A 23,397-nucleotide genomic window follows, 5' to 3' on the forward strand; every position below is an offset into this window, starting at 1 on the left:
GCCGGCGGGCCGAACCCGCGATCCAAGGATCGCCATGAGCACTGACGCCGCGGGACTCGGCAGGCGCAGAGCGGTCGCGTTCGTCCTGCCCGCCCTCGTCCTCATCGCGGTCTTCCTCGTCTTCCCCGCCCTGTGGACCATCTACCTCGGACTGACCGACTACCGGCTCACCGGACTGGCCGCCGCCAACCCACAGGTCGTCGGCCTCGACAACTACACCGGCGCACTCGAGGACCCCCGCTTCCTCACCTCGCTGTGGCTGACCCTGCTGTACGTCGGCGGCTCGGCCATCATCGGCCAGGCCGGGCTCGGCTTCACCCTGGCCTGGATCCTTCGCACCCGCACCGGACCCGTCCGCCGCGTCGTCGAAGGCGTGGTGCTGCTGTCGTGGATCCTGCCCAGCACCGTCGTCGGTTTCCTGTGGTTCGCACTGCTCGACCGCGACGACGGCACGCTCAACGCTCTGCTGCACACACCCGGATTCGCCTGGCTGCTCGACTACCCGCTGCTGTCGATCATCATCTTCAACGTGTGGCGCGGCACCGCCTTCTCGATGATGCTGTACGCCGCCGCCCTGGAGAACGTGCCGCCCTCCCACCTGGAGACCGCCCGCCTGGCCGGCGCCAGTGTGCCGCAGCAGCTGCGCGACGTCGTCTTCCCGACCATCAGGCGGCACATCCTGACGAACCTGCTGCTGATCAGCCTGTGGACGTTCAACGACTTCACGCCCTTCGTCCTCACCGGCGGCGGCCCCGAGGGCCGCTCGGAGATCCTGCCCGTGTACGTCTACCGCGTCGCACTCCGCGACGGCCAGCTCGGCGTCGGCGCCGCCGTCTCCTTCCTCATCCTGCTGATCAACCTCGTGTTCGCGCTGGCGTACCTGCGGCTGCTGCGCGGCAAGCGCCGCCGGCAGCAGGTCGCCGCCGCCGGAGGCCCGCCCGCATGATCCGCCACGCCCTCGGCAGGCTCGCCGCCACCGTGCTCATCGCCGTCGTCCTGGCCTTCTTCACCCTGCCCATGCTCTGGCTGGCCAGCGCCCCCTTCGACGACACCCCCGCCATCACCACGTCCATCCCCGAGTTCACGCTGCGCAACTTCGCCGCCATCCTCGACAACCCGTACGCGCTCGGCTCCATCCGCAACTCCCTCATCCAGGGCGGCGGCGCGGCCACGCTCGTCGTCGCCCTGGCCGCCCTCGCCGCCTACGCCCTGTCCAGAGTCCGCGTACCGGGCCGCGACCTGCTGCTCTACGTGCTCCTGCTGCTGTCGTCCGTGGTCACCGGCACCGCCGCCATGGTGCCGATCTTCGAGCTGGCCACCCGGCTCGACCTCATCGACACCCACCTCGGCGTCATCCTCGTCGTCTCCGGCGGCCTCCTGCCCGCCGCGATCTTCATCTTGAAGGACTTCATGGACGAGACGCCCACCTCGTACGAAGAGTCCGCCCGCGTCTTCGGCGCTTCCTCCCTGCAGATCCTGCGCCACATCGTCATCCCCCTGGTCAGGCCCGGCCTGGCCACCATCGCCGTATGGGCCCTGGCCAGCGTGTGGGGCGGATTCCTGTTCCAGTTCATCCTGCTGCGCGACCCCGAGAAAGCCCCCGGCTCGGTCATCCTCTACACCCTCTACACCGAGGGCGGCGCGCCCAGGCTCGAGCTCATCTCCACGTTCTCACTGCTGTACTCGCTGCCGGTGGTGGTGATGTACCTGTTCGTCTCGCAACGGTACGGCTTCCGCTTCCACGGAGGAATCAAGGCATGACCGAGCTTGTCGAGGGCATCCATGAACACCGCATCTTGATCATGGGGCCGAAGGCGCCATGATCACCTTGAACGGCCTGACCAAGGTGTTCCCCGGCGGGGTCCGAGCACTCGACGGCATCGACCTCGCCATCGCCGACGGCGAGTTCTTCGCCCTCCTCGGCCCCTCCGGCTGCGGCAAGACCACACTGCTGCGCTCCATCGCCGGCCTGGAGACCCCCACCTCCGGAACCATCGGCATCGACGGCAGAGACGTCACCTCCCTCCCGCCCGGCGCCCGCGACGTCGCCATGGTCTTCCAGGACTACGCGATCTTCCCGCACATGGACGTCACGGCCAACATCGCCTACCCGCTGCGGATCAAAAAGGTCCCCCGCGCCCAGCGCACCACCAGAGCCGCCGAGGTCGCCGCCCGGCTCAGCCTCACCGAACTGCTCCGCCGCCGCCCCGGCGAACTGTCCGGCGGCCAGCAGCAGCGCGTCGCGCTCGCCCGCGCCATCGCCTGCCACCCCGCCGCGTTCCTCTTCGACGAGCCCCTGTCCAACCTCGACGCCCGCCTCCGCCTCGAAGCCCGCACCTTCCTCAAACGCCTGCAGCGCGAGCTCGCCGTCACCACCGTCTTCGTCACCCACGACCAAGCCGAAGCGCTCGCCCTCGCCGACCGCATCGCCGTCATGTCCCAAGGCCGCATGGCCCAGGTCGGCACCCCAGCGGAGATCTTCCACCGGCCGGCCACCACCTTCGTGGCCTCGTTCATCGGCTCCACCCCCATGAACCTCCTCACCGCCGAAGTCACCCCCTCCGCCCTGCACGTGGCCGGCGCCACCTTCCCCGCCCCGGCCGGCCTCACCCCCGGCGACCACGTCACCTACGGCGTACGCCCCGAGTACATGGACCTGTCCCGCACCGAACGGCCCGGCGCCTTCCCCGGCACGATCTCCGTCCTGGAGAACCTCGGCACCCACACCCTCGTCACCCTCGAAGCCCCCGGCACACTCATCCAGCTCGTCGTCCCCGAAGGCGACGAACCCCCCATCGGCACGCCCGCCTGGGCCGTGCCCCGCCGCGTCCTCCTCTACCGCGACGGCGAACTCCTCACCGCCCCCTGAGACGCCGCCCCAGCCCCGCCACGCGGGCACACAGCCGCGAGCCGCCCCAGAGCCACGCCCGGGCCCGCACCGAACTCCCTCTTCCCTCACCGAGCTCCCCCGGCCCGCCGAAGACCCCGCCACTGATCACATTCCGCACACGGGACGGCCATACTGGTCACCATGTCCACCAGGGACTGGATCCTGCACGTCGACCTCGACCAGTTCATCGCCGCCGTCGAGATCCTCCGCCACCCCGAACTCCGCGGCAAACCCGTCGTCGTCGGCGGCACAGGAGACCCCACCCAACCCCGCACCGTCGCCGCCACAGCCACCTACGAAGCCCGCGAACACGGCATCCACTCCGGCATGCCGCTACGCACCGCGCTCAAACGCTGCCCCCACGCCATCTTCCTGCCCAGCGACCCGCCCGCCTACGAAGCCGCCTCCGAACGCATCATGGCCGTACTCCGCGAATTCCCCGTCCGCGTCGAAGTCTGGGGCTGGGACGAAGCCTTCGTCGGCGCCGCCACCGACGACCCCGAAGCCCTCGCCGCCGACCTCCAGCACGCCGTACACGCCCGCACCGACCTGTCCTGCTCCGTCGGCATCGGCGACAACAAACACCAGGCCAAACTCGCCTCCGGCTTCGCCAAACCCGCCGGAATCTACCGCCTCACCAGCGACAACTGGGCCGAGATCATGTACGACCGCCCCACCGACGCCCTCTGGGGCATCGGCGCCAAGATCTCCAAGAAACTCGCCGCCCTCGGCCTCCACACCGTCGCCGACCTCGCCGCCGCCGACCCCGCCCGCCTCGCCCAGCACTTCGGCCCCACCAACGGCCCCTGGTACCGCTACCTCGCCCTCGGCAAAGGCGAAGCCGAAGTCGTCACCACACCCTGGATCGCCCGCGGCCACAGCCGCGAAACCACCTTCCCCACCGACCTCACCGACCGCGCCGAGATCACCCGCCACGTCGCCGACCTCGCCGAACACGTCGCCCACGACGCCGCGGAAGCAGGCCGCGAAGTCATCCGCGTCTCGGTCAAGGTCCGCTTCAGCCCATTCCTCACCCGGACCCGCCAGTCGAAGCTCCCCGCCCCCACCACCGACCCCGGCACCCTGTCCCGCACAGCGGTCGCCATCCTCGACCGCTTCGACCTCACCCGCCCCGTCCGCCTCCTCGGCGTGGCCGTCGACTACACCATGCCCGGGAAATGACCGACCCGCTCAAGCCACCCTGACCGCCACGGAGTAGAAGTCGGCACGAAGCCGCTCCTCGGCCCGGATCAACTCCCGCAACTCCTCCTCCGAAACCTCCGCCTCCTCATATCCGAAGTCCTCGACGGTCGCCTCCACATAAGAAAGCGCCCGCCACACCACCGCCGGATCATCCCGGAACTGCCCGATCCCCGTATTACACGGCAGGCACAACGCAAACCGCACGTCTCCGGTGCGATGGCAATGGTCGACATGCTCGGGCGGCCGGCCCCAGCACACCACGCACAATCCATGCTGAGCCGCGACCATCCGCTCGACATCCTCATGCCGCAACCGATAACGCTGCGACAGGTGATATGTCCGCGTAGGCGCCACCGAATCAGCGCCACGCCGCTCCGGGGGAATCACGAGCTCCGGCCAGAGAACATCCCCGTCCAGATAGAGGGCGGCCAACTCCAGCAGCACCAGATTGTCGCCGAAGTGGCCGAGCCCGTTGTTGCAGTTGAAACAGAGAACGCCCCGGACCCGCCCGGTCCGGTGGCAGTGATCGACGAACGTCCCCGGCACGGCCCGGCAGATGGCGCAGAGCCCGCCCTGCTGGGCGAGCATGCGCTCGAAGTCGTCCTCGGTGATGCCGTAACGGCGCTTCAGATGGTAATTACGCGCGCTGCCATGGTTCTTGATCCGCTCTTCCCGCATCGCGACGTTGTGACACGGCTTGCAGTAGGCGGTCAGTCCCGATTTCTCCGCGCGATTACGCCCGAACTCCGTTACCGGCTTCACTTCCTTACAGCGCGGGCAGTATTTGCGCCCTTCCGGGACCACGACCGCCTCCCGAACGGTCTTACCCTGCTCAGCCCTGCGCTTGCGATAACTCTGCGTGGAACGCTTCCGGAAGCAGCCTTTGCAATATCGCGCAAGCCCATCAGCCATGCGCTTATTGAGCCCGAACTCGGAGACCGCCTTGGTCTCACCACAGTCCGGGCACCGCTTAACTCCGTCCGGCGTTTCCACCCGATTTACCCCTTTTGATTGTCCGTTTTGTCCTACTCTCCGCCCTTCTGTACATAACTGCGCACGAATTCCTCTGCGTTCTCTTCGAGAACTTCGTCTATTTCGTCCAGAATCGCGTCGACATCGTCCGTGAGCTTCTCCTGCCGCTCCTGGACGTCCGGCGTCGCCGAGGCCTCGGTCTCCTCGACCTCGTTCTCGCGCCGCCCGGTCTGCTTCTGACCGCCGGTGTCCTTGGTAGCCATGTCCTACCTCCACTTGGGGGACTGCCTCTACGGCATATCTTCCCCGAACCGGCCGACATTTCGCGCCGATCGCCCAGCGATCTTGCCGGGTTGACTAGATAGTCAAACTATCCAATACTGGAGACCCCTGTACACAAGGAGGTCCGAGATGTCCCCTTCGTCCCTGAGCACCGCAGGTGTGCTCCTCATCACAGTCCCGCTGGTGGCCTTCGGCGGCGTCTCGCTGCTGTCGTTCCTCATGCGGAACGTCCCGGGCTACCTGGACAACCCGGTCCGCAGGGGCCTGTGGCGGGCCGGGCACGCGCATGCGGGCGTGCTGGTCCTGTTCGGCCTCGTGGCGATGCTGTACGTGGACCAGGCGAGTCTGTCAGAGGGTGTGAAAGCGCTGACGCGCACGCTGATCGTGGCGGCGCCGATCCTGATGCCGCTGGGTTTCTTCCTGTCGGTGGTGCGTCCGAGCGACACGAAGCCGAGCAGGCTGATCTGGTTGACGGTGGCGGGCGGGGCGTGCCTGGCGGTGGGCACGCTGACGCTGGGGATCGGCCTGATCTGAGAGGCCGACCGTGAGAGGCCGGCCGTGAGGAGCCGGGTCAGTCGCCGCCGGTGAGGGCGGCGACGAGGTCGGCGGCGGTGCGGCAGCGGTCGAAGAGCTCGCCGACGTGGGCCTTGGTTCCCCTGAGCGGTTCCAGGGTCGGGACGCGCTGAAGCGACTCCCGTCCGGGGATGTCGAAGATGACGGAGTCCCAGGAGGCGGCGGCGACGGATTCGCTGTATTGGCTCAGGCATCGGCCGCGGAAGTAGGCGCGGGTGTCGGTGGGGGGGCTTTCGACGGCGCGCTGGACTTCTTCCTCGGTGATGAGGCGTTGCATGCGGCCGCGGGCGACGAGCCGGTTGTAGAGGCCGCGGTCGGGCCGGATGTCGGAGTATTGGAGGTCGACGAGCTGGAGTCTGGGGTGGGACCAGGCGAGGCCGTCGCGGCTGCGGTAGCCCTCGAGGAGTTCGAGTTTGGCGACCCAGTCGAGCTCGCGGGAGAGCTGCATGGGGTCTTCGGCGAGGCGGGTGAGGACGGATTCCCAGCGGTCGAGGATGTCTTTGTTCATCTCGTCCTGGGCGGTGCCGCGTTCTTCGACGTATTTCCTGGCTTGTTCGAGGTATTCCATCTGGAGCTGGACGGCGGTGAGCTTGCGTCCGTCGCGCATGGGGATCTCGTACCGGCAGCTGGGGTCGTGGGAGACGGCCCGGAGCGCCTGGACGGGGCTTTCGACCGCAAGGTCGCGGGTGAGGAAGCCGTCTTCGATCATCGCGAGCACGAGGGCGGTGGAGCCCAGCTTCAGGTAGGTGGAGATCTCCGACATGTTGGCGTCGCCGATGATCACGTGGAGGCGCCGGTATTTCTCGGGGTCGGCGTGGGGCTCGTCGCGGGTGTTGATGATGGGCCGCTTGAGCGTGGTTTCGAGGCCGACTTCGACTTCGAAGAAGTCGGCGCGCTGGCTGATCTGGAAGCCTTCGCCGCGGGAGTCCTGGCCGATGCCGACCTTGCCGGCGCCGACGATGACCTGGCGGGAGACGAAGAAGGGGGTGAGGTGGCGGACGATGTCGGCGAAGGGGGTGGCGCGCCGCATGAGGTAGTTCTCGTGGCAGCCGTAGGAGGCGCCTTTGGCGTCGGTGTTGTTCTTGTAGAGCTGGATGGGCGCGTTGGAGGGGATGGCGGAGGCGCGGGTGGCGGCGTCGTACATGACGCGTTCGCCGGCCTTGTCCCAGATGACCGCGGCCCGGGGGTTGGTGCATTCGGGCGAGGAGTATTCGGGGTGGGCATGGTCGACGTAGAGCCGGGCGCCGTTGGTCAGGATGACGTTGGCCAGCCCGAGGTCCTCGTCGGTGAGCTGGCTGGAGTCGGCGACCTCTCTGGCGAGGTCGAAGCCGCGCGCGTCGCGCAGCGGGTTTTCCTCTTCGAAGTCCCAGCGTGCCCTGCGCGCGCGGGCCGCCGAGGCGGCCAGGTAGGCGTTCACGACCTGTGAGGAGGTCACCATCGCGTTGGCGCCTGGCTGGCCGGGTACGGAGATGCCGTACTCGGTCTCGATGCCCATCACCCGACGCACCGTCATGCAACACCCTCTGTTCGTCCGGGTCTGTCTATCCGCCGTTTATATGCCCGAGCCTATGCCCTTCACAGTGCCCCAAGGCCACAAGGTTATGGCACCGACGCCTTTTCCATCTGTACGGCGGGAGCCGTTGGGGTTCGTGTGCGTCCGCGGGGCTTGAGTATCCGCTGGATGGGGCGTTCGGCAAAGGCATACACCAGATAGGACAGGAGTATCGCCACCAGCGTGGCGGTGGTGGCGACGGCCCAGGGCGGCAGGTGGCCGGTGAGGGCGGGGATGAGTGCCACGGCCACGACGCCGTGGAAGAGGTAAAGCGGGTAGGTGATGCCGCCGAGCGCGGTGAGCGTCTTGGAGGGTTTGAGGCGGAGGATCCCGATCGCGGCGAGCGCCATGAGGGCGAAGATCACGGTGATGGTGATGATGACGCTGGTGTCGGTGACGGGCATGTTCTTGAATCCGGCGGCGTCGATGCGCCGGTGGACGCGGGCGAGCGCGGAGTCGATGGACATGCCGTATCCGGCGATGACGTAGAGCCAGGGCAGCCAGGAGTTGCCGTGTTTGTGGATGAGGTACAGGCCCATGCCGGCGACGAAGTACGGGGCGTAGTCGGGCATGACGATCTCGGTGACGACGGCGTTGTCGAACACCTCGGCCCGTGCGAGGAGTTTGACGGCGAGGGCTGCGGCGAGCCAGACGCCGGCGAAGGCGAGCACGCGGCCGTACGTGACGCCTATGATCACGAGGATGGCCATGAGGAGATAGAAGCGCAGTTCGGCCCACAGCGACCAGTAGACGCCGCTGGCGTCGGTGATCTTGAACAGCCGCTGGAACATGGTGGCGTTCAGCAGGTATTCACCTGGTGAAAGTTTTGGGTCGAGCGCTTTGGCGCCGGTGAGCCCGTAGAGGGCGGCGACGGCGCCGAGGCTGAGCCAGTACGCGGGATAGAGGCGGACGAGCCGGGACCTGGCGAACGAGCCGAGTCCGCGGCCCCAGACGGTCATGAGGATGACGAACCCGCTGATGATGAAGAACAGCTCGACGCCGAGGATGCCGAGCCCGGCGAGCGGGGCCAGCGGGGGGAACAGTTCGGCGGGCCGGTCGCCCCACACGGACGCGTACGCCACCAGGTAGTGGAAGGCGACGACGGCGAGGGCGGCGAGGAATCGCAGGAGGTCGAGTTCGGCCAACCGGCCGTCCTCCCGAGCATGCTTCGGCCGGTTGGGTTGATGCACGCCCCTTTGACGTGCACGTGTATCACTTTGGTTCCACTGGTCCCTCGGTTCCCACGAGCAACACCCGCGAGGTGTCGCCGAGGCTGAGCGCGGCGCGGGTGGCGGGACCGAGGGCGAGCAGACCGGCGGCTCCGGCGGCGCCGCAGTCGGACAGGGCGACGCCGTGGCCGGCGAGCAGGCGGGCCGCGGCGGCCCCCTGGTCGTCGGTGATGGTCATGTAGAGGTCGGCGAGGTGGGTGAGGAGGCGGTGGGCGAGGAGGGAGGGTTCGCGGCAGTCGAGCCTGCCGAGGGTGGTGCGGGAGCCCTGGACGCGGAGCGGCCGGCCGGCGCGGGCGCTTTCGATGAGGCAGGGGGCGCCTTCCGGCTCGACGATGACGATCTTCGGCTGCTCGCCCCAGCGATCGCGTACATATCCGGCGGCAGCGGCGGCCAGCCCGCCGACGCCCGCCTGCACGAACACGTGCGTGGGCGCCTCCGTGTCGGCCAGTTCCTCGAACAGGAGGGTGTAGCCGCGCATGACGTCCAGCGGGACGTCGGTGTAGCCGGCCCAGGAGCTGTCGGCGACCAGCCGCCACCCTTGTTCCTGCGCGGCCTGGAGTGCGGCGCTCATGCTGGCCTCGTAGTCGTCCCCGCTGCGCCGGACTTCGGCGCCGAGCCCGCGCAGTCGCCGCGCGAACGCCTCGGGCACGTCCTCGCTGAGGTAGACGACGCAGGCGGCCCCCGCCTCGCGCGCGCCGGAGGCGACGGAGATCCCGTGGTTGCCGGCGCTGGCGCACACGAACGGGGTGCCGGGGCCGTCGCGACGGGCGAGCAGGTGCACGGCGTACGCGCCTCCGAGGGCCTTGAAGCTGCCCAGCCCCATGCGCCCGCTCTCGTTCTTGACGTGCACCGCCCGCGTCCCCGCCAGGCCGGGCAGGACGTGGACGGGCGTGGGCCGGTAGGCGGGGTGCGGGGTGAAGTGGGCGCGGGCCTGGCGGGCGTGCTGGGTCCCGATGAGCGCGCGATCTTGTGCGGTGCAGGGGCTGCGGGCGGGGTTGAGGTACTCCATGATCGCCATGCTAGGAGCCGCCCGGCCTTCGGGTCCGCCGTGGCACGCGGAGGGCCGGCCGCCGGCCGTGTCAGGCGCGGTCGCGGGCGGCGGCCACGGCAGCCTGGCCGAGGCTGATGCCGCCGTCGCCGGGGGGCACGCGAGCGTGCGTGAGAACCCGGAATCCGGCTCCCTTCAGCCGTTCCACGGTGCGTTCCAGGAGCAGGGCGTTCTGGAAGACCCCGCCGGACAGGGCGACCGCGGACAGGCCTGTGGCGTCCCTGAGGGCCGCGCAGGAGCGGACGATGGCGTCGCAGACGCCGTTGTGGAAGCGGCCCGCTATGACGGGCGTGGGGACCCCGGCGGCCAGGTCCTCGGCGGCGGCGTGGACGAGGTCCCCGCCTTCGACGGCGAGCAGGTCGCCGGGGGCGAGCCGGGCGCGGTAGGCGCCGGGTTCGGCGGGGTCGGCGTGCTGTTCGAGCTCGATGGCGGCCTGCCCCTCGTAGGTGACGGTGTCGCGGACGCCGAGGAGCGCGGAGACGGCGTCGAAGAGCAGGCCGGCGCTGGAGGTGAGGGGGGCGTCGCCGGCGAGGGCGAGCACGCCGGCCCACCGGCCGGCGTGGCGGCGGGCCACGCCGAGTCCGGGGTGGTCGTCGCGGAGGTAGGCGGCGGCCATGCGCCACGGCTGCCGGACGGCGGCGGCGCCGCCGGGCATGGGGACCGGGGCCAGCCTGCCGAGGCGTTCGAAGCCGGCGAGGTCGGCGCGGAAGAACTCGCCGCCCCAGACGGTGCCGTCGGCGCCGTGGCCGAGCCCGTCGAAGGCGACGCCGATCACGGGTCCGGGCTCGCCGTTGTCGGCGAGGCAGGAGGCGATGTGGGCGTGGTGGTGCTGGACGCCGACGAGTTCGACGCCGGGGATCTCCTGGGCGTGTTTGGTGGACAGGTATCCGGGGTGCAGGTCGTGGGCGACGACCTCGGGCCGGATGCCGAGCAGGCCGCAGAAGTGGTCGATGCCCTCGACGAACGAGCGGAGCGTCTCGGCGTTCTCCAGGTCGCCGATGTGCTGGGAGACGAACGCGCGCCGGCCCTCGGCGAGGCAGAAGGTGCTCTTCAGCTCGGCCCCGCAGGCGAGGACGGGGCGGGGCGCGGGCCGGTGCAGCGGGAGGGGTTCGGGGGCATGGCCGCGGGCGCGGCGCAGCACGGTGGCCCGGCCGGCCATGGGCCGGACGACGGAGTCGTCGATGCGGACGTGGATGGCGCGGTCGTGGGTGAGGAAGGCGTCGGCGATGCCGCTCAGCCGGGTCAGGGCGTCGGCGTCCTCGTAGGCGATGGGCTCGCCGGAGACGTCGCCGCCGGCGAGGACCATGGGTTCGGCGAGTTCGGCGAGCAGGAGGTGGTGCAGCGGCGTGTACGGCAGCATGAGGCCGAGGCTGCGATCGCCGGGCGCGACGGCGGCGGCGACGGGCGCGCCGGGCAGGCGGGGCAGCAGCACGATGGGCCGGGTGCGGCCGGTGAGCAGGCCGGCGGCGGTGTCGTCGACGGCGCACAGGCGGCGCGCCTGGACGAGGTCGGCGGCCATGACGGCGAACGGCTTGTCCTCGCGGTGCTTGCGGCCGCGCAGCGTGGCCGCGGCCTGCTCGTGGGAGGCCGGCACGGCGAGGTGGTAGCCGCCGAGCCCTTTGACGGCGACGACGCGGCCGGCGCGCAGGAGGGTGGCCGCGCCGGCGATGGGGTCGCCGCACAGTTCGGCGCCGCGGGCGTCGAGGAGCCGCAGCCGGGGTCCGCAGTCGGGGCAGCAGGCGGGCTGGGCGTGGAAGCGGCGGTCGCCGGGGTCGTGGTATTCGGCGGCGCAGGCGGGGCACATGGCGAAGCCGGCCATGGTGGTCAGGAGGCGGTCGTAGGGGGCGCCGCGGACGATGGTGAAGCGGGGACCGCAGTTGGCGCAGTTGATGAACGGGTAGCGGTGGCGGCGGTCGGCGGGGTCGGCCAGTTCGCGCAGGCAGTCGTCGCAGGTGGCGCTGTCGGCGCAGACGAGGGCGCGGCGCGGCCCGGAGGGGTCGCCGGCGGCGATGGTGAACTCGCTGTGGCCGGCGGGGCGGCCGCTGACGACGGTGACCCGTTCGATGTCGGACAGGGCGGGCGCGTCGCGTTCGAGTGCGGTGAGGAACTCCTCGACTCCGGCGCAGGCGCCTTCGATCTCGATGAACACGCCGTCGACGTCGTTGCGTACCCGTCCGGCGAGGCCGAGGCGGTGGGCGAGGGAGTACACGAAGGGCCGGAAGCCGACGCCTTGCACGACGCCTTCGACGTGCACGTCTACCCGTTTGAGCGTGGTCACAGGCCCAGTGTGCGCCTGATCGGCGGGGTGCGCATGCGTATCGGCCGTGTCGCGGCGCCGGGTTCGCGCAGGAGAGCGGGAGGGCCGGGTGGCCCTCCCGCTCTCGGGCGGTTGTTACAGGTATTGGCCGGTGTTCGCGACGGTGTCGATGGAACGGCCGGCCTCGGTGCCCTGCTTGCCGGAGACGAGCGTGCGGATGTAGACGATCCGCTCGCCCTTCTTGCCGGAGATGCGGGCCCAGTCGTCGGGGTTGGTGGTGTTGGGCAGGTCCTCGTTCTCGGAGAACTCGTCCACGCAGGCCGTGAGCAGGTGCTGCACCCGCAGGCCCTTCTGGCCGCTTTCGAGGAACTGCTTGATGGCCATCTTCTTGCCCCGGTCGACGATGTTCTGGATCATCGCGCCGGAGTTGAAGTCCTTGAAGTAGAGGACTTCCTTGTCGCCGTTGGCGTAGGTCACCTCGAGGAAGCGGTTTTCCTCGCTCTCGGTGTACATGCGCTCGACGGTGCTCTGGATCATGCCACTGATCGTCGCCTCGCGGGAGCCGCTGTGCTCCGCCAGGTCGTCGGGGTGCAGCGGCAGGTCGGCGACGAGGTACTTGGAGAAGATGTCCTTGGCCGCCTCGGCGTCCGGCCGCTCGATCTTGATCTTGACGTCCAGGCGGCCGGGCCGCAGGATCGCCGGGTCGATCATGTCCTCGCGGTTGGAGGCGCCGATGACGATGACGTTCTCCAGCCCCTCGACGCCGTCGATCTCCGACAGCAGCTGGGGGACGATGGTGTTCTCCACGTCGGAGGACACGCCGGAGCCGCGGGTGCGGAAGATCGAGTCCATCTCGTCGAAGAACACGATCACCGGGGTGCCTTCCGAGGCCTTCTCACGAGCACGCTGGAAGACCAGGCGGATGTGCCGCTCGGTCTCGCCGACGTACTTGTTGAGCAGCTCGGGGCCCTTGATGTTGAGGAAGAAGCTCTTGCCGGACTGGCCGGTCTTCTCCGCGACCTGCTTGGCCAGGGAGTTGGCGACGGCCTTGGCGATGAGCGTCTTTCCGCAGCCGGGCGGGCCGTACAGCAGCACGCCCTTGGGGGGCCGCAGCTTGTGCTCACGGAACAGGTCTGCGTGCAGGTAGGGCAGCTCGATGGCGTCCCTGATCTGCTCGATCTGCCGCATGAGGCCGCCGATCTCCTCGTAGGAGATGTCGGGGACCTCTTCGAGCACGAGCTCTTCCACTTCGGATTTGGGTATGCGCTCGTAGACGTAGCCGGAGCGAGGTTCGAGCAGGAGTGAGTCACCGGCCCTGATGGGCTGGCCTACCAGCGACTCGGCCAGCCGCACGACGCGTTCTTCGTCGGCGTGCGAGATGACCAGGGCCCGCTTGCCCTCGTCGAGCAGTTCTTTGAGCATCACGATCTCGCCGACCTCTTCGTAGCCGAGCGCTTCGACCACGTTGAGCGCCTCGTTGAGCATGACCTCCTGGCCACGCCGCAGCGAGTCGACGTCGACGGCGGGGCTGACGTTCACCCGGAGCTTGCGGCCGCCGGTGAACACCTCGATCGTGCCGTCTTCTCTGGCCTCGAGGAAGGTGCCGAAGCCGGATGGCGGCTGCGCCAGCCGGTCGACCTCCTCCTTGAGAGCGACGATCTGGTCCCTGGCCTCCTTGAGTGTGGCCACCAGGCGTTCGTTCTGGCCGGTCACGGCCGCCAGATTCGCCTGTGCCTCATGGAGACGCTCTTCGAGGACCCTGGCCTGACGGGGTGACTCGGCCAGCTTCCGCCTCAGCGCGGTGATCTCCTCCTGGAGGAAGGAGACCTGTGTTGAAAGATCAGCGACCTCCCGTTCGCGCTGCGCGGCTCGAGCCTCAGCATCATCGCGAGCTGCCACGCCCCGTCACCTCCTTCCCAGTCGAGGGCGACTACTAAGGACCTTACCTATCTCGGGCCCCTCCGTAACCTGGCCGGGCAGTGTTCGTAGAGTGACATTCAGTATTCGGTGAATAATCCCCAATAGTGCGTTTAATACTCCCAGCACATGAACCCGGCAATCTGTTCCCGTGTCACGCACGAACGCACCCTCGTGGCCAAATTGTCATAGTTCTTCGGTGGTCCCCTTCGGTCGGCGGCGTCTCGGCGGGGGTGTCACTCCGTCCGCCATGCGGCGGGCGGTGACGAGGAACCCCGTGTGCCCGATCATCCGATGATCCGGTCTTACTGCGAGCCCTTCGACATGCCAGTCGCGAACCAGGGTCTCCCACGCATGCGGCTCCGTGAAACACCCGTGATCGCGAATGACCTCGACGGTCTTGGACATCTGCGTGGTCGTGGCAACGTAGCAGCAGATCACGCCGCCGGGGGTGAGCGCCTTGGCGGCGGCGTCGACGCAGTCCCACGGGGCGAGCATGTCGAGGATCACCCGGTCGACGTCGCTCTCGTCGATGGAGTGCACCAGGTCGCCGACGACCAGGCGCCAGTTGTCGTCCATGGCCCCGCCGTAGAACTTCTCGACGTTCTTGCGGGCCACCTCGGCGAAGTCCTCGCGCCGCTCGTACGAGGTCACGTGGCCTTCAGGGCCGACGGCCCGCAGCAGGAAGCACGTCAGCGCGCCGGAGCCGACGCCGGCCTCGATCACCCGTGCGCCCGGGAAGATGTCGGCCATGCCGACGATCATCGAGGCGTCCTTGGGATAGATGACGGCGGCGCCGCGCGGCATGGCGAGCGTGTAGTCCTGCAGCAGGTGGCGGAAGGCGAGGTACTGGGTGCCGCCGGAGGAGCGCACGACGGAGCCTTCAGGCTGCCCGATCAGGTCGCTGTGCGGGATGGCGCCCTTGTGGGTGTGGAAGACGCCGTCCTCCTTGAGCGTGATCGTGTGGCGCTTGTTCTTGGGGTCGGTGAGCTGCACCTGATCCCCCGCCTGGAAAGGCCCATGCCTGCGGAAACCCATGGCGGCAAGGTTATAGGGCTTTCGAGCGCGTCCGGACGCGCGGTATCTATGGGGGATGCTCCCACGCGACGTGATCTCCACCGGTTCCCTGATCCTGCGGCCTCCCGTGGACGGCGACGCCGAGGCGATCGCGAAGACCTGCGACGATCCGGTGTCGGCCCGGTTCCTGCCGGCGCTGCCGTCGCCGTACCGGCTGCAGGACGCGCGCGCGTTCCTGGAGACGGCGGAGGCGAAGTGGGGGGGCGGCGGCGCGGAGTTCGTGATCACGGAGAACGGTCAGTACGTCGGGTCCATCGGGGTGCGGGTGCCGGACCACTGGGGCGTGGCCGAGATCGGCTACGTGGTGGCCCCGTGGGCGCGGGGCAAGAACGTGGCCTCGACGGCCGCCAGGGCGGTCACCGACTGGGCGTTCGACCACGGGATCCGGCGGGTCGAGCTGCAGGCCGCGGTGGAGAACGTGGCCAGTCTGCGGGTGGCTTACAAGGCGGGCTTCCGCGAGGAGGGGCGCAGGCGGGACGCCAAGCGGCTGCGTGACGGCCGGTACGTCGACATGGTGCTGTTCGGCCGGCTGCGGGGCGACGTGGTGGGGCCGGCGGAGCCGTACCTGCCGTTCTTCGCGGGCGGTGAGTTGTCCGACGGGGTGGTGCGGCTGGCGCCCCTGGCCGCCGAGGACGCCGGGGACTTCCACCGGATGCTGGCCGATCCGGCCGTGGCGGCCTACTCGGTGGGGCCGGCGAGCACGTGGGAGGACGACGAGAGGCGCTGCCGCTGCACCGGGTACTGGTGGGTGTCGGGGCAGCGGATCGAGCTGGCGGTCAGGGACGCGGCCTCCGGGGCGTTCGCCGGGCATGTGCAGCTGACGCAGGTGCTGCCGGTGCTGGGGCAGGCGATGATCGGCTATTCGCTGGTGGCGGGGTTCCGCGGCAAGGGGTTCATGACACGGGCGGTCAACCTGCTGGTGGAGTGGGCGTTCGCGAACACGGCGCTGCACCGGATCGTGGCCGGGACCGAGGCGGGCAACACGGCCTCGCAGCGGGTGCTGGAGCGGGCCGGGTTCAGCAGGGAGGGCGTGCACCGGGAGCTGTTCGCCAAGCCGGACGGCGCGCGGGTGGACGACGTGGCGTGGGCGCGGCTGCGCGGGCCCCGGCCGCCGCGGTGAGCGTGCGGGTCCTTCCCAGGTCCCTCACAGGTCTCTCTCGCGTGCCATACGGCGGGCCCAGTCTGCGGACCGAAATGGGCAAAAATCCCGATTTCCAGTTGAGGGCTAGTCAAGGGCCGCGTCGAGAGTGATAGTCGGGGCACCGCACTCGAGTGTCGCGCAACCGGGCTGCGCGATCTCGCCGCCTCCGCCGAGGGGTCATCGCGATGCCATACAACCGTGTCGATGTCGCCATGCGCGAACTCATCGCCGCGTTCTCCGGTCTGGAGGCGGCGGACGTGATCGATCGGCTGGCGCGTGCCGCCGCGGCCGTCTCGGGCACCGCCTACGCGGGTTTCGTCCGCGTGGACGCGCTGCGGCAGGAGGCGATGTCGCTCCATGTGCACGCCCCGCCAGGAGATCCGCTGCGGGTGCGGCGCTGGCTGGTCGAATCGGGGGTCCTGAAGGAGCTGGCGGTGTCCGCCGAGGCGGTGCGTCTGACGTATGACCCGGCCGTGGGCGAGCCGGGCTTCCTGGCCTGTCCCGTGCCGCTGGTGGCGCGGGAGCACACGTTCGTGTGGGTGGCGGGGCGCGGGTTCGCCGAAGGGGACGAGCATCTGATGAGCCGGTTCGCGACGGCCGCGGGGCGGGCGTTGGAGGCGGCGAGCGGGCTGGAGGCGGCGGTACGCCTGTTGCGGGGCGTACGGGCTTTCCGGCCGGTGTAGGGCCGGGCGGGCGTTGGGGGCGTCCGGTTTCCGGGAAATGGGGTGGCCGGCGGAAGGGCTGGAATTCGCGGCGTGATGCCGGCGGGCGGCCATTTCCACTGGCACCGCCCCTGCCGATTTCTAGGTTATTTAACGGCTTATTTTATGGATCTGAAATTTTGCCTGTAAGGCGAAATTATTCCCTTACCGCCCCTCCCCCGAACCACCTCCGGGAAGCGGGAAGGCCCTGGATCCCGGGCTTTCCGGAGCCCCGAGGGCTCTCCGGCCACCAGGCAGAATGATTGTCTGGGCCTGATGCCTTTGTGTCTCGATGGGCTCGGGAAACGAGGCTTTCTGCGGGGGCGGGGTTGAAGTAGGTTGGCGATTCATGAAGGTTCTGATCGCGGCGGAGTGGTTTTCTCGCAGCCCTCGTCCGAAGACTCTGGACGCGAACGTCCAAGATCCTGGACGCGAACGTCCCCGGGCCCGAGGAGTGCTCCTCGGGCCCGGGGACATGATCGCGAAGGCCAGGGACCTGGCGGCCTACCCCCGATGCGCCTCGAAGCGCAGCGTGCGGGAGACGCCCACGCGGACGGTGGTGCCCGGGGCGATCGTGACAGGCTCGTTGGGCGGGATGTCGTAGAAGTTGGGATCGCCAGGCGGCTGGATCTGGGTGCCGTTGACCGATCCCAGGTCCACCAGGTTGACGTCCCACCCGTCCAGCGCCACGCGCAGGTGCCGCCGCGAGACCGACCCGTCCGGGCTGGTCACCTTCGCGGGCCTGGCGGTGCCGCCGGCGACCTCCGGCGCCCGTTCGGGGTCACGCCCGAGCAGGTAGTCGCTCTCCAGCGGCAGCGCGGTCCCGTCGTCCAGGATGAGGACGCCGAGCGAGGGGCGCGGCCCCTTGTACGGGACGAGGGTGCGCTGGACCAGGGCGATGCCGCAGACCGCACAGTAGGGCACGCGCGGGTCGTTGAAATGGTCGTTCTTGCAGTCGACCCCGTACACCAGCGGGCGGTCACCGTGGTCGGGCTGCTGCTCCTGCTGCTGCTGCGGTCCCGGGTGGTCGAAGTGGTCGGGCGGGCCGAGCAGCGGCGGCGGGGGTTGGTCGAAGTGGTCCTGCGGGCCCAGGTGCTGCGGAACCTGCTGCTCGGCGTTGCCGTTGCCGGAGGAGGGCTGCTCGTCGTAGGACGAGAACTGCTGCTCGGGCAGGGGCGGCTGCTCATGGGGCGGCTGGAACGGCGGCTGCTCCTGAGGCGGCTGGAACGGCGACTGCTCCTGCGGAGAATGGAACGGCGACTGCTCCTGCGGAGAATGGAACGGCGACGGCGGCTGCTCCTGGTGCGGCACGTACGGCGGCGGGGGCGGCTGGTCCGGCGGGGTGTGGTAGGACGGCTGCTCCACCGCCGGGGGCACGGGCTGAGGGCCGGACGGCGGGCTCTGCATGGCCGGCGGCTGGCCGGCCAGCGGGTACGGTGGCCGCTCCACCTGCTGTTGCTGCTGCTGCGCGGGCGGCTGGATCAGGTCGGCCTCGATGTGGAAGGCCGTGGCGGGCATCTCGCTGGTCAGCGGCCTTGACGGCGCGGGCGCGGGGGCGGAGGGCTGGTCGGTGAGGTCGCCGACGAGGCCGCCGCCGTGAACCACGCCGCCCTCGAACCGGACGGCGGGATGGGGGCTGCCGGCGCCGGGCAGGCTCAGCTCGACGCGCTCGACGGTGCCGGTGACGAGCCGGTCGGCCCAGGTCAGCGAGTCGCTTCCGGCCAGCCGCGTCTCACCGGAGGAGGTGGCGATGACGGCCGAGGCAGAGCCGCTGACCAGCACGGCCACGCCGCCGCTCACGGCTCCGGCGACGGCGCAGGCGGCCGGGTCGCCGGCCATGTTGGCCGCCAGGACCTGCGCGGCGCGGCGGGCCAGCGCCCTGCCGTCGCCGCCGGACTCGGCCGTCTCACGCAGCGCCTCGAGCAGGCCGTCCGCGGGGGCCTCACCCGGGTCGCACACCAGCAGCAGCCCGCCCAGGTAGGCGACCAGCCCATTTCCGGGAAGCGGACGCACCACTCCGAAGCCTTGGTCGGTCATGCGTCCTCCCTCATGACGACCGTGCTGCGCTCATTGGTGCCCTCGCTGCGCTCGGTCACTCAACTCTCCTCCCCGGAAGCCGGCGATGTTACGGCACCCGCACTGCCGTGCTGGCCACCAGCCATACGCATACCCAGACGACGAGGCCGTGTCGCGGCCCCGCCGTCTCGATTCGGTGAACCGGTGGACCGCAACAAACCCCTCAACTGTGCAAGTCTGGCCAAACAGAACACTATCGGCCAGTCGTCGCATCGCAGAAATCGCCGGAGTCTGGTCCGGGCCACCCGAAACTGCTGGACATGACCCTATCCGGGGGCCGCCGGTTAAACGAGTGGGACAAATCAGACGCCCGTGAAAACCCGGTTCACATCGGCGGTGGCGAGCACCCCGTAGATCTCTCCACCGCCCTCCACCAGCAGGTACTCACTGCCCGGGGCCTCCCGCATGGCCTCGATGAGCGGCTCTCCGGCCAGGTCGGCGGCCAGCACCATGGTGGGCTCGAGGGACTTGGCGAGGGAGGCGACGGTGACCCAGGGGCGGCGATGCTCGGGGGTGGCCTGTACGGCGGTCTCGCTCACGATCGCGAGCGGCTTGCCGTCGTGGTCGACCACGACCATCGCGCCCGCGTGCCGCTCGGCGGCCTGCCGCAGCGCCTCGGACAGCGGCGTCTCACCCGTCACCGGGATCGCCCTGCGAGCCAGGGCACGCGCGTTGACCTGCGGGATCCTGGCCCGGATCTTGGCCACGCGCAGCGACTGGGAGGCCCCCATCCAGATGAACGAGGCCAGCACCAGCGGCCACGCCAGCTGGGCGAGGTCGATCTCCTCCCCGCTCGACAACGCCATCGCGATCGGCCCGGCGACCAGCAGCACCGCCAGCACCCGGCCGCCCCAGGCGGCGATGACGGTGCCGGTGCCGGGATTCCCGGCCAGCTTCCACACGCCGGCGCGCAGCATCCGTCCGCCGTCGAGCGGCAGACCCGGCAGCAGGTTGAACACGCCGACGATGAGGTTGGCCCACCACAGCTGCCGGACGAGCAGCTCGGGGATGCCGCCGCTGTCGATCAGGTAGACGTCGGCGAGCACGCCGAGCCCGCCCAGCCCGAGCGACAGCACCGGCCCGGCCGCGGCGACCATGAACTCCTTGCCCGGCGTGGGCGGCTCCTTCTCGATCTCCGACACGCCGCCGAGGAGGTAGAGGGTGATCCTGCGCACCGGCAGGCCGTACCACTTGGCCAGGATGCTGTGCGCCAGCTCGTGCAGCAGCACCGACACGTACAGCAGCACCGCGAACGCGAACGCCGCCACGTACGAGGCCGTGTTGCCCAGTTCGGGCAGCATCTGGCGGAACTGCGGCGCGAACATCACGGTGATGAAGCCGGCGACGACGAACCACGTCCACGAGACGTAGACCGGAATGCCGAACGGCTTTCCCATCCGAATGCCGGAGAACTCCTGCCGCGGGCTCTGCTCGCTCACCGCACTCCTTGTACGTCCTTGCCGGCGGGAACCCTGCCGGCCGTGGCCGTCCGCATTGCAGTTTTCCCATGGGTTACGTGGTGTTGCTGCCCTTGATGCTACGCGCCGCAGCACGTGATCCTCGTTCCGCGGGTCGTTATTCTGTCAGGGTCTTCACCTAGAGTGCGGGGCATGACCTTGACCGAGCCGGTGATCATCGGAGCTCTCTCCCCGTCCCGGGCGGGCGATTTCATGACCTGCCCGTTGCTCTACCGCTTCCGGGTGATCGACCAGCTGCCGGAGAGACCCTCGCAGGCGGCGGTGCGCGGCACGGTGGTCCACGCGGTCCTTGAGCGGCTCTACGACCTGCCGGCGCCGCGCCGCTCGGTGGCGGCGGCCCTGGAGCTGCTGGAGCCGCAGTGGGAGCGCCTGCTGGGCGAGGACCCGCAGTATGCCGAGATGTTCGCCGACGACGCCGAGCGGGCCGAGTGGCTGGCGCAGGCGCGCGGCATGTTGGAGCGCTACTTCACGCTCGAGGACCCGACGCGGCTGGAGCCCGCCGAGCGCGAGCTCTACGTGCAGGCGGTCCTGGACGGGGGGCTGATGCTGCGGGGTTACGTCGACCGGCTCGACGTGGCGCCGACCGGCGAGGTCCGGGTCGTCGACTACAAGACGGGCAGCGCGCCGGGGCCGGACTTCGAGGCCAAGGCGCTGTTCCAGATGAAGTTCTACGCGCTGGTGCTGTGGCGGCTGCGCGGGCAGGTGCCGCGGCTGCTGCAGCTGGTCTATCTGGGGGGCGCGGGCGAGGTCCTGCGGTACGCGCCGGACGAGGCCGACCTGCTGGCCACCGAGCGCAAGGTGACGGCGCTGTGGACGGCGATCGAGCGGTCGATGGAGACCGGCGAGTGGCGGGCCCGGCGCAGCCGGCTGTGCGACTGGTGCGACCACCAGGCGTTGTGCCCGGAGTTCGGCGGCACTCCTCCCCCGGTGCCCGACCGCCGGCCGGGCGACACCGTCCGCACCAGCCGCCGCTCGGCCACGGACGAGCTTTGACGCGCTCTTCGATCTTCCGTGCGCCGCTGTCCCAAGCAGGCGGGGCCGACGGTGCGCGAACAGGACCGGGCACAGGGGGCTAATCCTCCCAAGGGAGGAGGTTGGGCGCTCTCACCTGGTCCTACAGTGAAGCCGTGCGCATCGACCGAACCAGGCTCCACGACACGGTCCTAGCCGGGGTGGTGGCCGCAGTCTCGGCGGTGTTGTTCGTGCACTACACCCCCGAGCGCCTCCAGCAAGAGGGCCTGCTGGTCGAGGGCATGCTGGTCGAGGGCCTGCGCCCGCCGGACGCGTTGGGGACGGCTCTGGTGCTGCTGGCGGCCCTGCCGGTGGCGGCGCGCCGGAGGTGGCCGCTGGCGGCCCTGTGCGCCGGCCTGGCGCCGGAGATGCTGCTGACGGCGTTCGGGTACGGCGCCGGAGTGTCCGGCCTGGCCGGGCTGGTGCTGCTGTACTCCGTGGCCTCCCATCGGGGGCTGGCGATGGCGCTGGGCGGGCTGCTGGTGTCGCTGGCCGCGTACGCCGCCGGTGCCGCGGCGGGCCCGGTGAGGGCCTTGAGCTGGAGCGATCACGTGATGGTCGTCGTGGTGCTGGCGGCGGTGTGGGGCGCGGGCCGCAGCCTGCGGTTGCGCCGGGCCTACCTTGAGGAGCTGAAAGATCGGGCGGCCAGGCTGGAGCGGGCGCACGCGGCCGACACCCGGGCGGCGCGCGCCGAGGAGCGCTCCAGGATCGCCCGCGAGCTGCACGACGTGGTGGCCCACCACGTCAGCGTGATGATCGTGCAGGCGGCGGCGGCGCGCAAGGTGCTGTCCGCCGACCCGGAGCTGGCCGGGGAGGCGCTGTCGGCGATCGAGCAGACGGGGCGCATGGCGATGACGGAGATGCGCAACATCGTCGGCGTGCTGCGTACCGACGCCCGGGCCGAGCTGGGCCCGCAGCCGGGCGTGCAGGACCTGCCGGCGCTCGTGGAGCAGATGCGGGAGGCGGGGCTGCCGACACGGCTGCTGGTGGAGGGCGAGCCGCGGCCGCTGCCCGCCGGGGTGGACCTCGCGGCGTACCGGCTGGTCCAGGAGGGGCTGACGAACAGCCTGCGGCACGCGGGCGCCGGGGCGCAGGCGGTGGTGACCGTCCGGCACAAGCCGCGCGAGCTGGATGTCCGGGTGGAGGACGACGGGACCGGCGGGTCGGATATGTCGACGCGGTCAGGGCACGGTTTGGTGGGCATTCGCGAACGGGTGGCACTCTATGGTGGAATCCTGAACATCGGTCCGTTACCGGGGGGCGGTTTCGAGGTGCGGGCGACGTTCCCGTTGAAGGGCGGCCAATGACGATCAGAGTGCTCCTGGTGGACGATCAGCCGCTGCTGCGCACGGGATTCCGTCTGATCCTGGAGGCCGAGCCCGACATCACGGTGGTGGGGCAGGCCGGGGACGGCAAGGACGCGATGGAGCAGACGCGGGCGCTGCTGCCGGACGTGGTGCTGATGGACATCCGGATGCCCGGTGTGGACGGCATCGAGGCGACGCGCAGGATCGTCCGGGAGGCGGCGCCGTCGGCGCACGTGCCGAAGGTGCTGGTGCTGACGACGTTCGACCTGGACGAGTACATCGTGGAGGCGCTGCGGTCCGGCGCGTCGGGATTCCTGCTGAAGGACGTGCCGCCGGACGAGCTGGTGCAGGCGATCCGGGTGGTGGCGGCCGGGGACGCGATCGTGGCGCCGAGCGTGACCAGACGGCTGCTGGACAGGTTCGCCAAGCGGTTGCCGTCGGCGTACGAGCAGGCCGCGCCGGCCCGGCTGGACCGGCTGACCGAGCGCGAGCTGGAGGTGCTGCGGCTGATCGCCAAGGGCATGTCCAACGCGGAGATCGCGGCCAAGCTCGTGGTGAGCGAGACGACGGTCAAGACGCACGTCGGCAACGTGCTGACGAAGCTGGGGCTGCGGGATCGCGTGCAGGCCGTGGTGCTGGCGTATGAGACCGGGTTGATCACTCCGGGCGCATTGTCCTGAGAC

Annotated in this window: 20 protein-coding genes; 10 read left to right on the forward strand and 10 right to left on the reverse strand. The window is 69.9% G+C overall.

From position 1 onward, the window contains the following. Positions 1 to 34: 34 nt before the first annotated feature. The 4 genes from ACIBX3_RS26010 to ACIBX3_RS26025 all read left to right on the forward strand — a co-directional run bounded on the left by ACIBX3_RS26010 (position 35) and on the right by ACIBX3_RS26025 (position 4,072). On the forward strand, positions 35 to 946 hold the full coding sequence (locus ACIBX3_RS26010) for a carbohydrate ABC transporter permease (protein ID WP_397121215.1): 912 nt from the start codon (positions 35 to 37) through the stop codon (positions 944 to 946). After that, a complete protein-coding gene (locus tag ACIBX3_RS26015) occupies positions 943 to 1,761 on the forward strand; it encodes a carbohydrate ABC transporter permease (RefSeq protein WP_397121217.1) in 819 nt (272 codons plus the stop codon). Before ACIBX3_RS26010 ends, ACIBX3_RS26015 begins: the two co-directional genes overlap by 4 nt. Positions 1,762 to 1,819: 58 nt before the next feature. Beyond that, on the forward strand, positions 1,820 to 2,869 hold the full coding sequence (locus tag ACIBX3_RS26020) for an ABC transporter ATP-binding protein (RefSeq protein ID WP_397121219.1): 1,050 nt from the start codon (positions 1,820 to 1,822) through the stop codon (positions 2,867 to 2,869). Positions 2,870 to 3,031: 162 nt separating this feature from the next. After that, positions 3,032 to 4,072, forward strand: coding sequence for a DNA polymerase IV (locus ACIBX3_RS26025; RefSeq protein ID WP_397121221.1), 1,041 nt, complete (start codon positions 3,032 to 3,034; stop codon positions 4,070 to 4,072). A 9-nt stretch (positions 4,073 to 4,081) separates the two neighbouring features. Here ACIBX3_RS26025 and ACIBX3_RS26030 read toward each other — a convergent pair whose 3' ends face one another. Together ACIBX3_RS26030 and ACIBX3_RS26035 are read right to left on the reverse strand one after the other, a co-directional pair. Next, complete coding sequence (locus tag ACIBX3_RS26030) at positions 4,082 to 5,086, reverse strand: endonuclease VII domain-containing protein (protein ID WP_397121223.1); 1,005 nt, start codon at positions 5,084 to 5,086, stop codon at positions 4,082 to 4,084. Between the two features lie 32 nt (positions 5,087 to 5,118). Beyond that, positions 5,119 to 5,328 carry a ubiquitin-like protein Pup gene (locus ACIBX3_RS26035; RefSeq protein ID WP_397121225.1) on the reverse strand — a complete coding sequence of 70 codons (210 nt, stop codon included), beginning with the start codon at positions 5,326 to 5,328 and terminating at the stop codon, positions 5,119 to 5,121. Positions 5,329 to 5,476: 148 nt separating this feature from the next. On the opposite strand from ACIBX3_RS26035, the gene ACIBX3_RS26040 reads away from it, so the two are divergent. After that, positions 5,477 to 5,881, forward strand: coding sequence for a hypothetical protein (locus tag ACIBX3_RS26040; RefSeq protein ID WP_397121227.1), 405 nt, complete (start codon positions 5,477 to 5,479; stop codon positions 5,879 to 5,881). A 37-nt stretch (positions 5,882 to 5,918) separates the two neighbouring features. On the opposite strand, the gene dop is transcribed toward ACIBX3_RS26040, so the two are convergent. The 6 genes from dop to ACIBX3_RS26070 all read right to left on the reverse strand — a co-directional run bounded on the left by dop (position 5,919) and on the right by ACIBX3_RS26070 (position 14,961). Beyond that, complete coding sequence (dop, locus tag ACIBX3_RS26045; RefSeq protein WP_397121229.1) at positions 5,919 to 7,433, reverse strand: depupylase/deamidase Dop; 1,515 nt, start codon at positions 7,431 to 7,433, stop codon at positions 5,919 to 5,921. 86 nt (positions 7,434 to 7,519) lie between these two features. Beyond that, positions 7,520 to 8,617, reverse strand: a complete 1,098-nt coding sequence (locus ACIBX3_RS26050) for an acyltransferase family protein (RefSeq protein WP_397121231.1) — start codon at positions 8,615 to 8,617, stop codon at positions 7,520 to 7,522. 67 nt (positions 8,618 to 8,684) lie between these two features. Beyond that, positions 8,685 to 9,710, reverse strand: coding sequence for a pyridoxal-phosphate dependent enzyme (locus tag ACIBX3_RS26055; protein ID WP_397121233.1), 1,026 nt, complete (start codon positions 9,708 to 9,710; stop codon positions 8,685 to 8,687). 70 nt (positions 9,711 to 9,780) lie between these two features. Continuing rightward, entirely contained in the window at positions 9,781 to 12,027 is a 2,247-nt protein-coding gene (gene hypF, locus ACIBX3_RS26060; RefSeq protein WP_397121235.1) for a carbamoyltransferase HypF, read from the reverse strand. Positions 12,028 to 12,141: 114 nt separating this feature from the next. Next, a complete protein-coding gene (gene arc, locus ACIBX3_RS26065) occupies positions 12,142 to 13,905 on the reverse strand; it encodes a proteasome ATPase (RefSeq protein ID WP_397121237.1) in 1,764 nt (587 codons plus the stop codon). A gap of 204 nt (positions 13,906 to 14,109) precedes the next feature. Next, positions 14,110 to 14,961, reverse strand: a complete 852-nt coding sequence (locus tag ACIBX3_RS26070; protein ID WP_397121239.1) for a tRNA (adenine-N1)-methyltransferase — start codon at positions 14,959 to 14,961, stop codon at positions 14,110 to 14,112. A gap of 55 nt (positions 14,962 to 15,016) precedes the next feature. On the opposite strand from ACIBX3_RS26070, the gene ACIBX3_RS26075 reads away from it, so the two are divergent. Together ACIBX3_RS26075 and ACIBX3_RS26080 are read left to right on the forward strand one after the other, a co-directional pair. Next, a complete protein-coding gene (locus ACIBX3_RS26075) occupies positions 15,017 to 16,120 on the forward strand; it encodes a GNAT family N-acetyltransferase (protein WP_397121241.1) in 1,104 nt (367 codons plus the stop codon). Positions 16,121 to 16,326: 206 nt separating this feature from the next. Next, entirely contained in the window at positions 16,327 to 16,824 is a 498-nt protein-coding gene (locus ACIBX3_RS26080; RefSeq protein ID WP_397121243.1) for a hypothetical protein, read from the forward strand. 522 nt (positions 16,825 to 17,346) lie between these two features. Here ACIBX3_RS26080 and ACIBX3_RS26085 read toward each other — a convergent pair. Both ACIBX3_RS26085 and ACIBX3_RS26090 read right to left on the reverse strand, forming a co-directional pair. Continuing rightward, entirely contained in the window at positions 17,347 to 18,879 is a 1,533-nt protein-coding gene (locus ACIBX3_RS26085; RefSeq protein ID WP_397121245.1) for an FHA domain-containing protein, read from the reverse strand. A 341-nt stretch (positions 18,880 to 19,220) separates the two neighbouring features. Continuing rightward, the gene (locus ACIBX3_RS26090; protein WP_397121247.1) at positions 19,221 to 20,357 is read right to left on the reverse strand and encodes a site-2 protease family protein; all 1,137 of its coding nucleotides are present in this window, start codon (positions 20,355 to 20,357) and stop codon (positions 19,221 to 19,223) included. A gap of 171 nt (positions 20,358 to 20,528) precedes the next feature. On the opposite strand from ACIBX3_RS26090, the gene ACIBX3_RS26095 reads away from it, so the two are divergent. The 3 genes from ACIBX3_RS26095 to ACIBX3_RS26105 all read left to right on the forward strand — a co-directional run bounded on the left by ACIBX3_RS26095 (position 20,529) and on the right by ACIBX3_RS26105 (position 23,394). Further along, on the forward strand, positions 20,529 to 21,389 hold the full coding sequence (locus tag ACIBX3_RS26095; protein ID WP_397121249.1) for a RecB family exonuclease: 861 nt from the start codon (positions 20,529 to 20,531) through the stop codon (positions 21,387 to 21,389). 134 nt (positions 21,390 to 21,523) lie between these two features. Further along, positions 21,524 to 22,714 (forward strand): histidine kinase, encoded by a 1,191-nt coding sequence (locus ACIBX3_RS26100; RefSeq protein WP_397121251.1) that lies wholly within the window; start codon positions 21,524 to 21,526, stop codon positions 22,712 to 22,714. Further along, positions 22,711 to 23,394 carry a response regulator gene (locus ACIBX3_RS26105; RefSeq protein WP_397121253.1) on the forward strand — a complete coding sequence of 228 codons (684 nt, stop codon included), beginning with the start codon at positions 22,711 to 22,713 and terminating at the stop codon, positions 23,392 to 23,394. The genes ACIBX3_RS26100 and ACIBX3_RS26105 overlap by 4 nt, the downstream gene beginning before the upstream one ends. Positions 23,395 to 23,397 lie beyond the last annotated feature (3 nt).

It is taken from the genome of Nonomuraea sp. NPDC049480 (assembly GCF_044465905.1).
Taxonomy (GTDB): domain Bacteria; phylum Actinomycetota; class Actinomycetes; order Streptosporangiales; family Streptosporangiaceae; genus Nonomuraea.

Coding starts and splice junctions, on each gene's coding strand:
- ACIBX3_RS26010 (WP_397121215.1), top strand. CDS start 35: ATGAGCACTGACGCCGCGGGACTCGGCAGGCGCAGAGCGGTCGCGTTC.
- ACIBX3_RS26015 (WP_397121217.1), top strand. CDS start 943: ATGATCCGCCACGCCCTCGGCAGGCTCGCCGCCACCGTGCTCATCGCC.
- ACIBX3_RS26020 (WP_397121219.1), top strand. CDS start 1,820: ATGATCACCTTGAACGGCCTGACCAAGGTGTTCCCCGGCGGGGTCCGA.
- ACIBX3_RS26025 (WP_397121221.1), top strand. CDS start 3,032: ATGTCCACCAGGGACTGGATCCTGCACGTCGACCTCGACCAGTTCATC.
- ACIBX3_RS26035 (WP_397121225.1), bottom strand. CDS start 5,328: ATGGCTACCAAGGACACCGGCGGTCAGAAGCAGACCGGGCGGCGCGAG.
- ACIBX3_RS26040 (WP_397121227.1), top strand. CDS start 5,477: ATGTCCCCTTCGTCCCTGAGCACCGCAGGTGTGCTCCTCATCACAGTC.
- dop (WP_397121229.1), bottom strand. CDS start 7,433: ATGACGGTGCGTCGGGTGATGGGCATCGAGACCGAGTACGGCATCTCC.
- ACIBX3_RS26055 (WP_397121233.1), bottom strand. CDS start 9,710: ATGGAGTACCTCAACCCCGCCCGCAGCCCCTGCACCGCACAAGATCGC.
- ACIBX3_RS26070 (WP_397121239.1), bottom strand. CDS start 14,961: ATGGGTTTCCGCAGGCATGGGCCTTTCCAGGCGGGGGATCAGGTGCAG.
- ACIBX3_RS26075 (WP_397121241.1), top strand. CDS start 15,017: ATGCTCCCACGCGACGTGATCTCCACCGGTTCCCTGATCCTGCGGCCT.
- ACIBX3_RS26080 (WP_397121243.1), top strand. CDS start 16,327: ATGCCATACAACCGTGTCGATGTCGCCATGCGCGAACTCATCGCCGCG.
- ACIBX3_RS26085 (WP_397121245.1), bottom strand. CDS start 18,879: ATGACCGACCAAGGCTTCGGAGTGGTGCGTCCGCTTCCCGGAAATGGG.
- ACIBX3_RS26095 (WP_397121249.1), top strand. CDS start 20,529: ATGACCTTGACCGAGCCGGTGATCATCGGAGCTCTCTCCCCGTCCCGG.
- ACIBX3_RS26105 (WP_397121253.1), top strand. CDS start 22,711: ATGACGATCAGAGTGCTCCTGGTGGACGATCAGCCGCTGCTGCGCACG.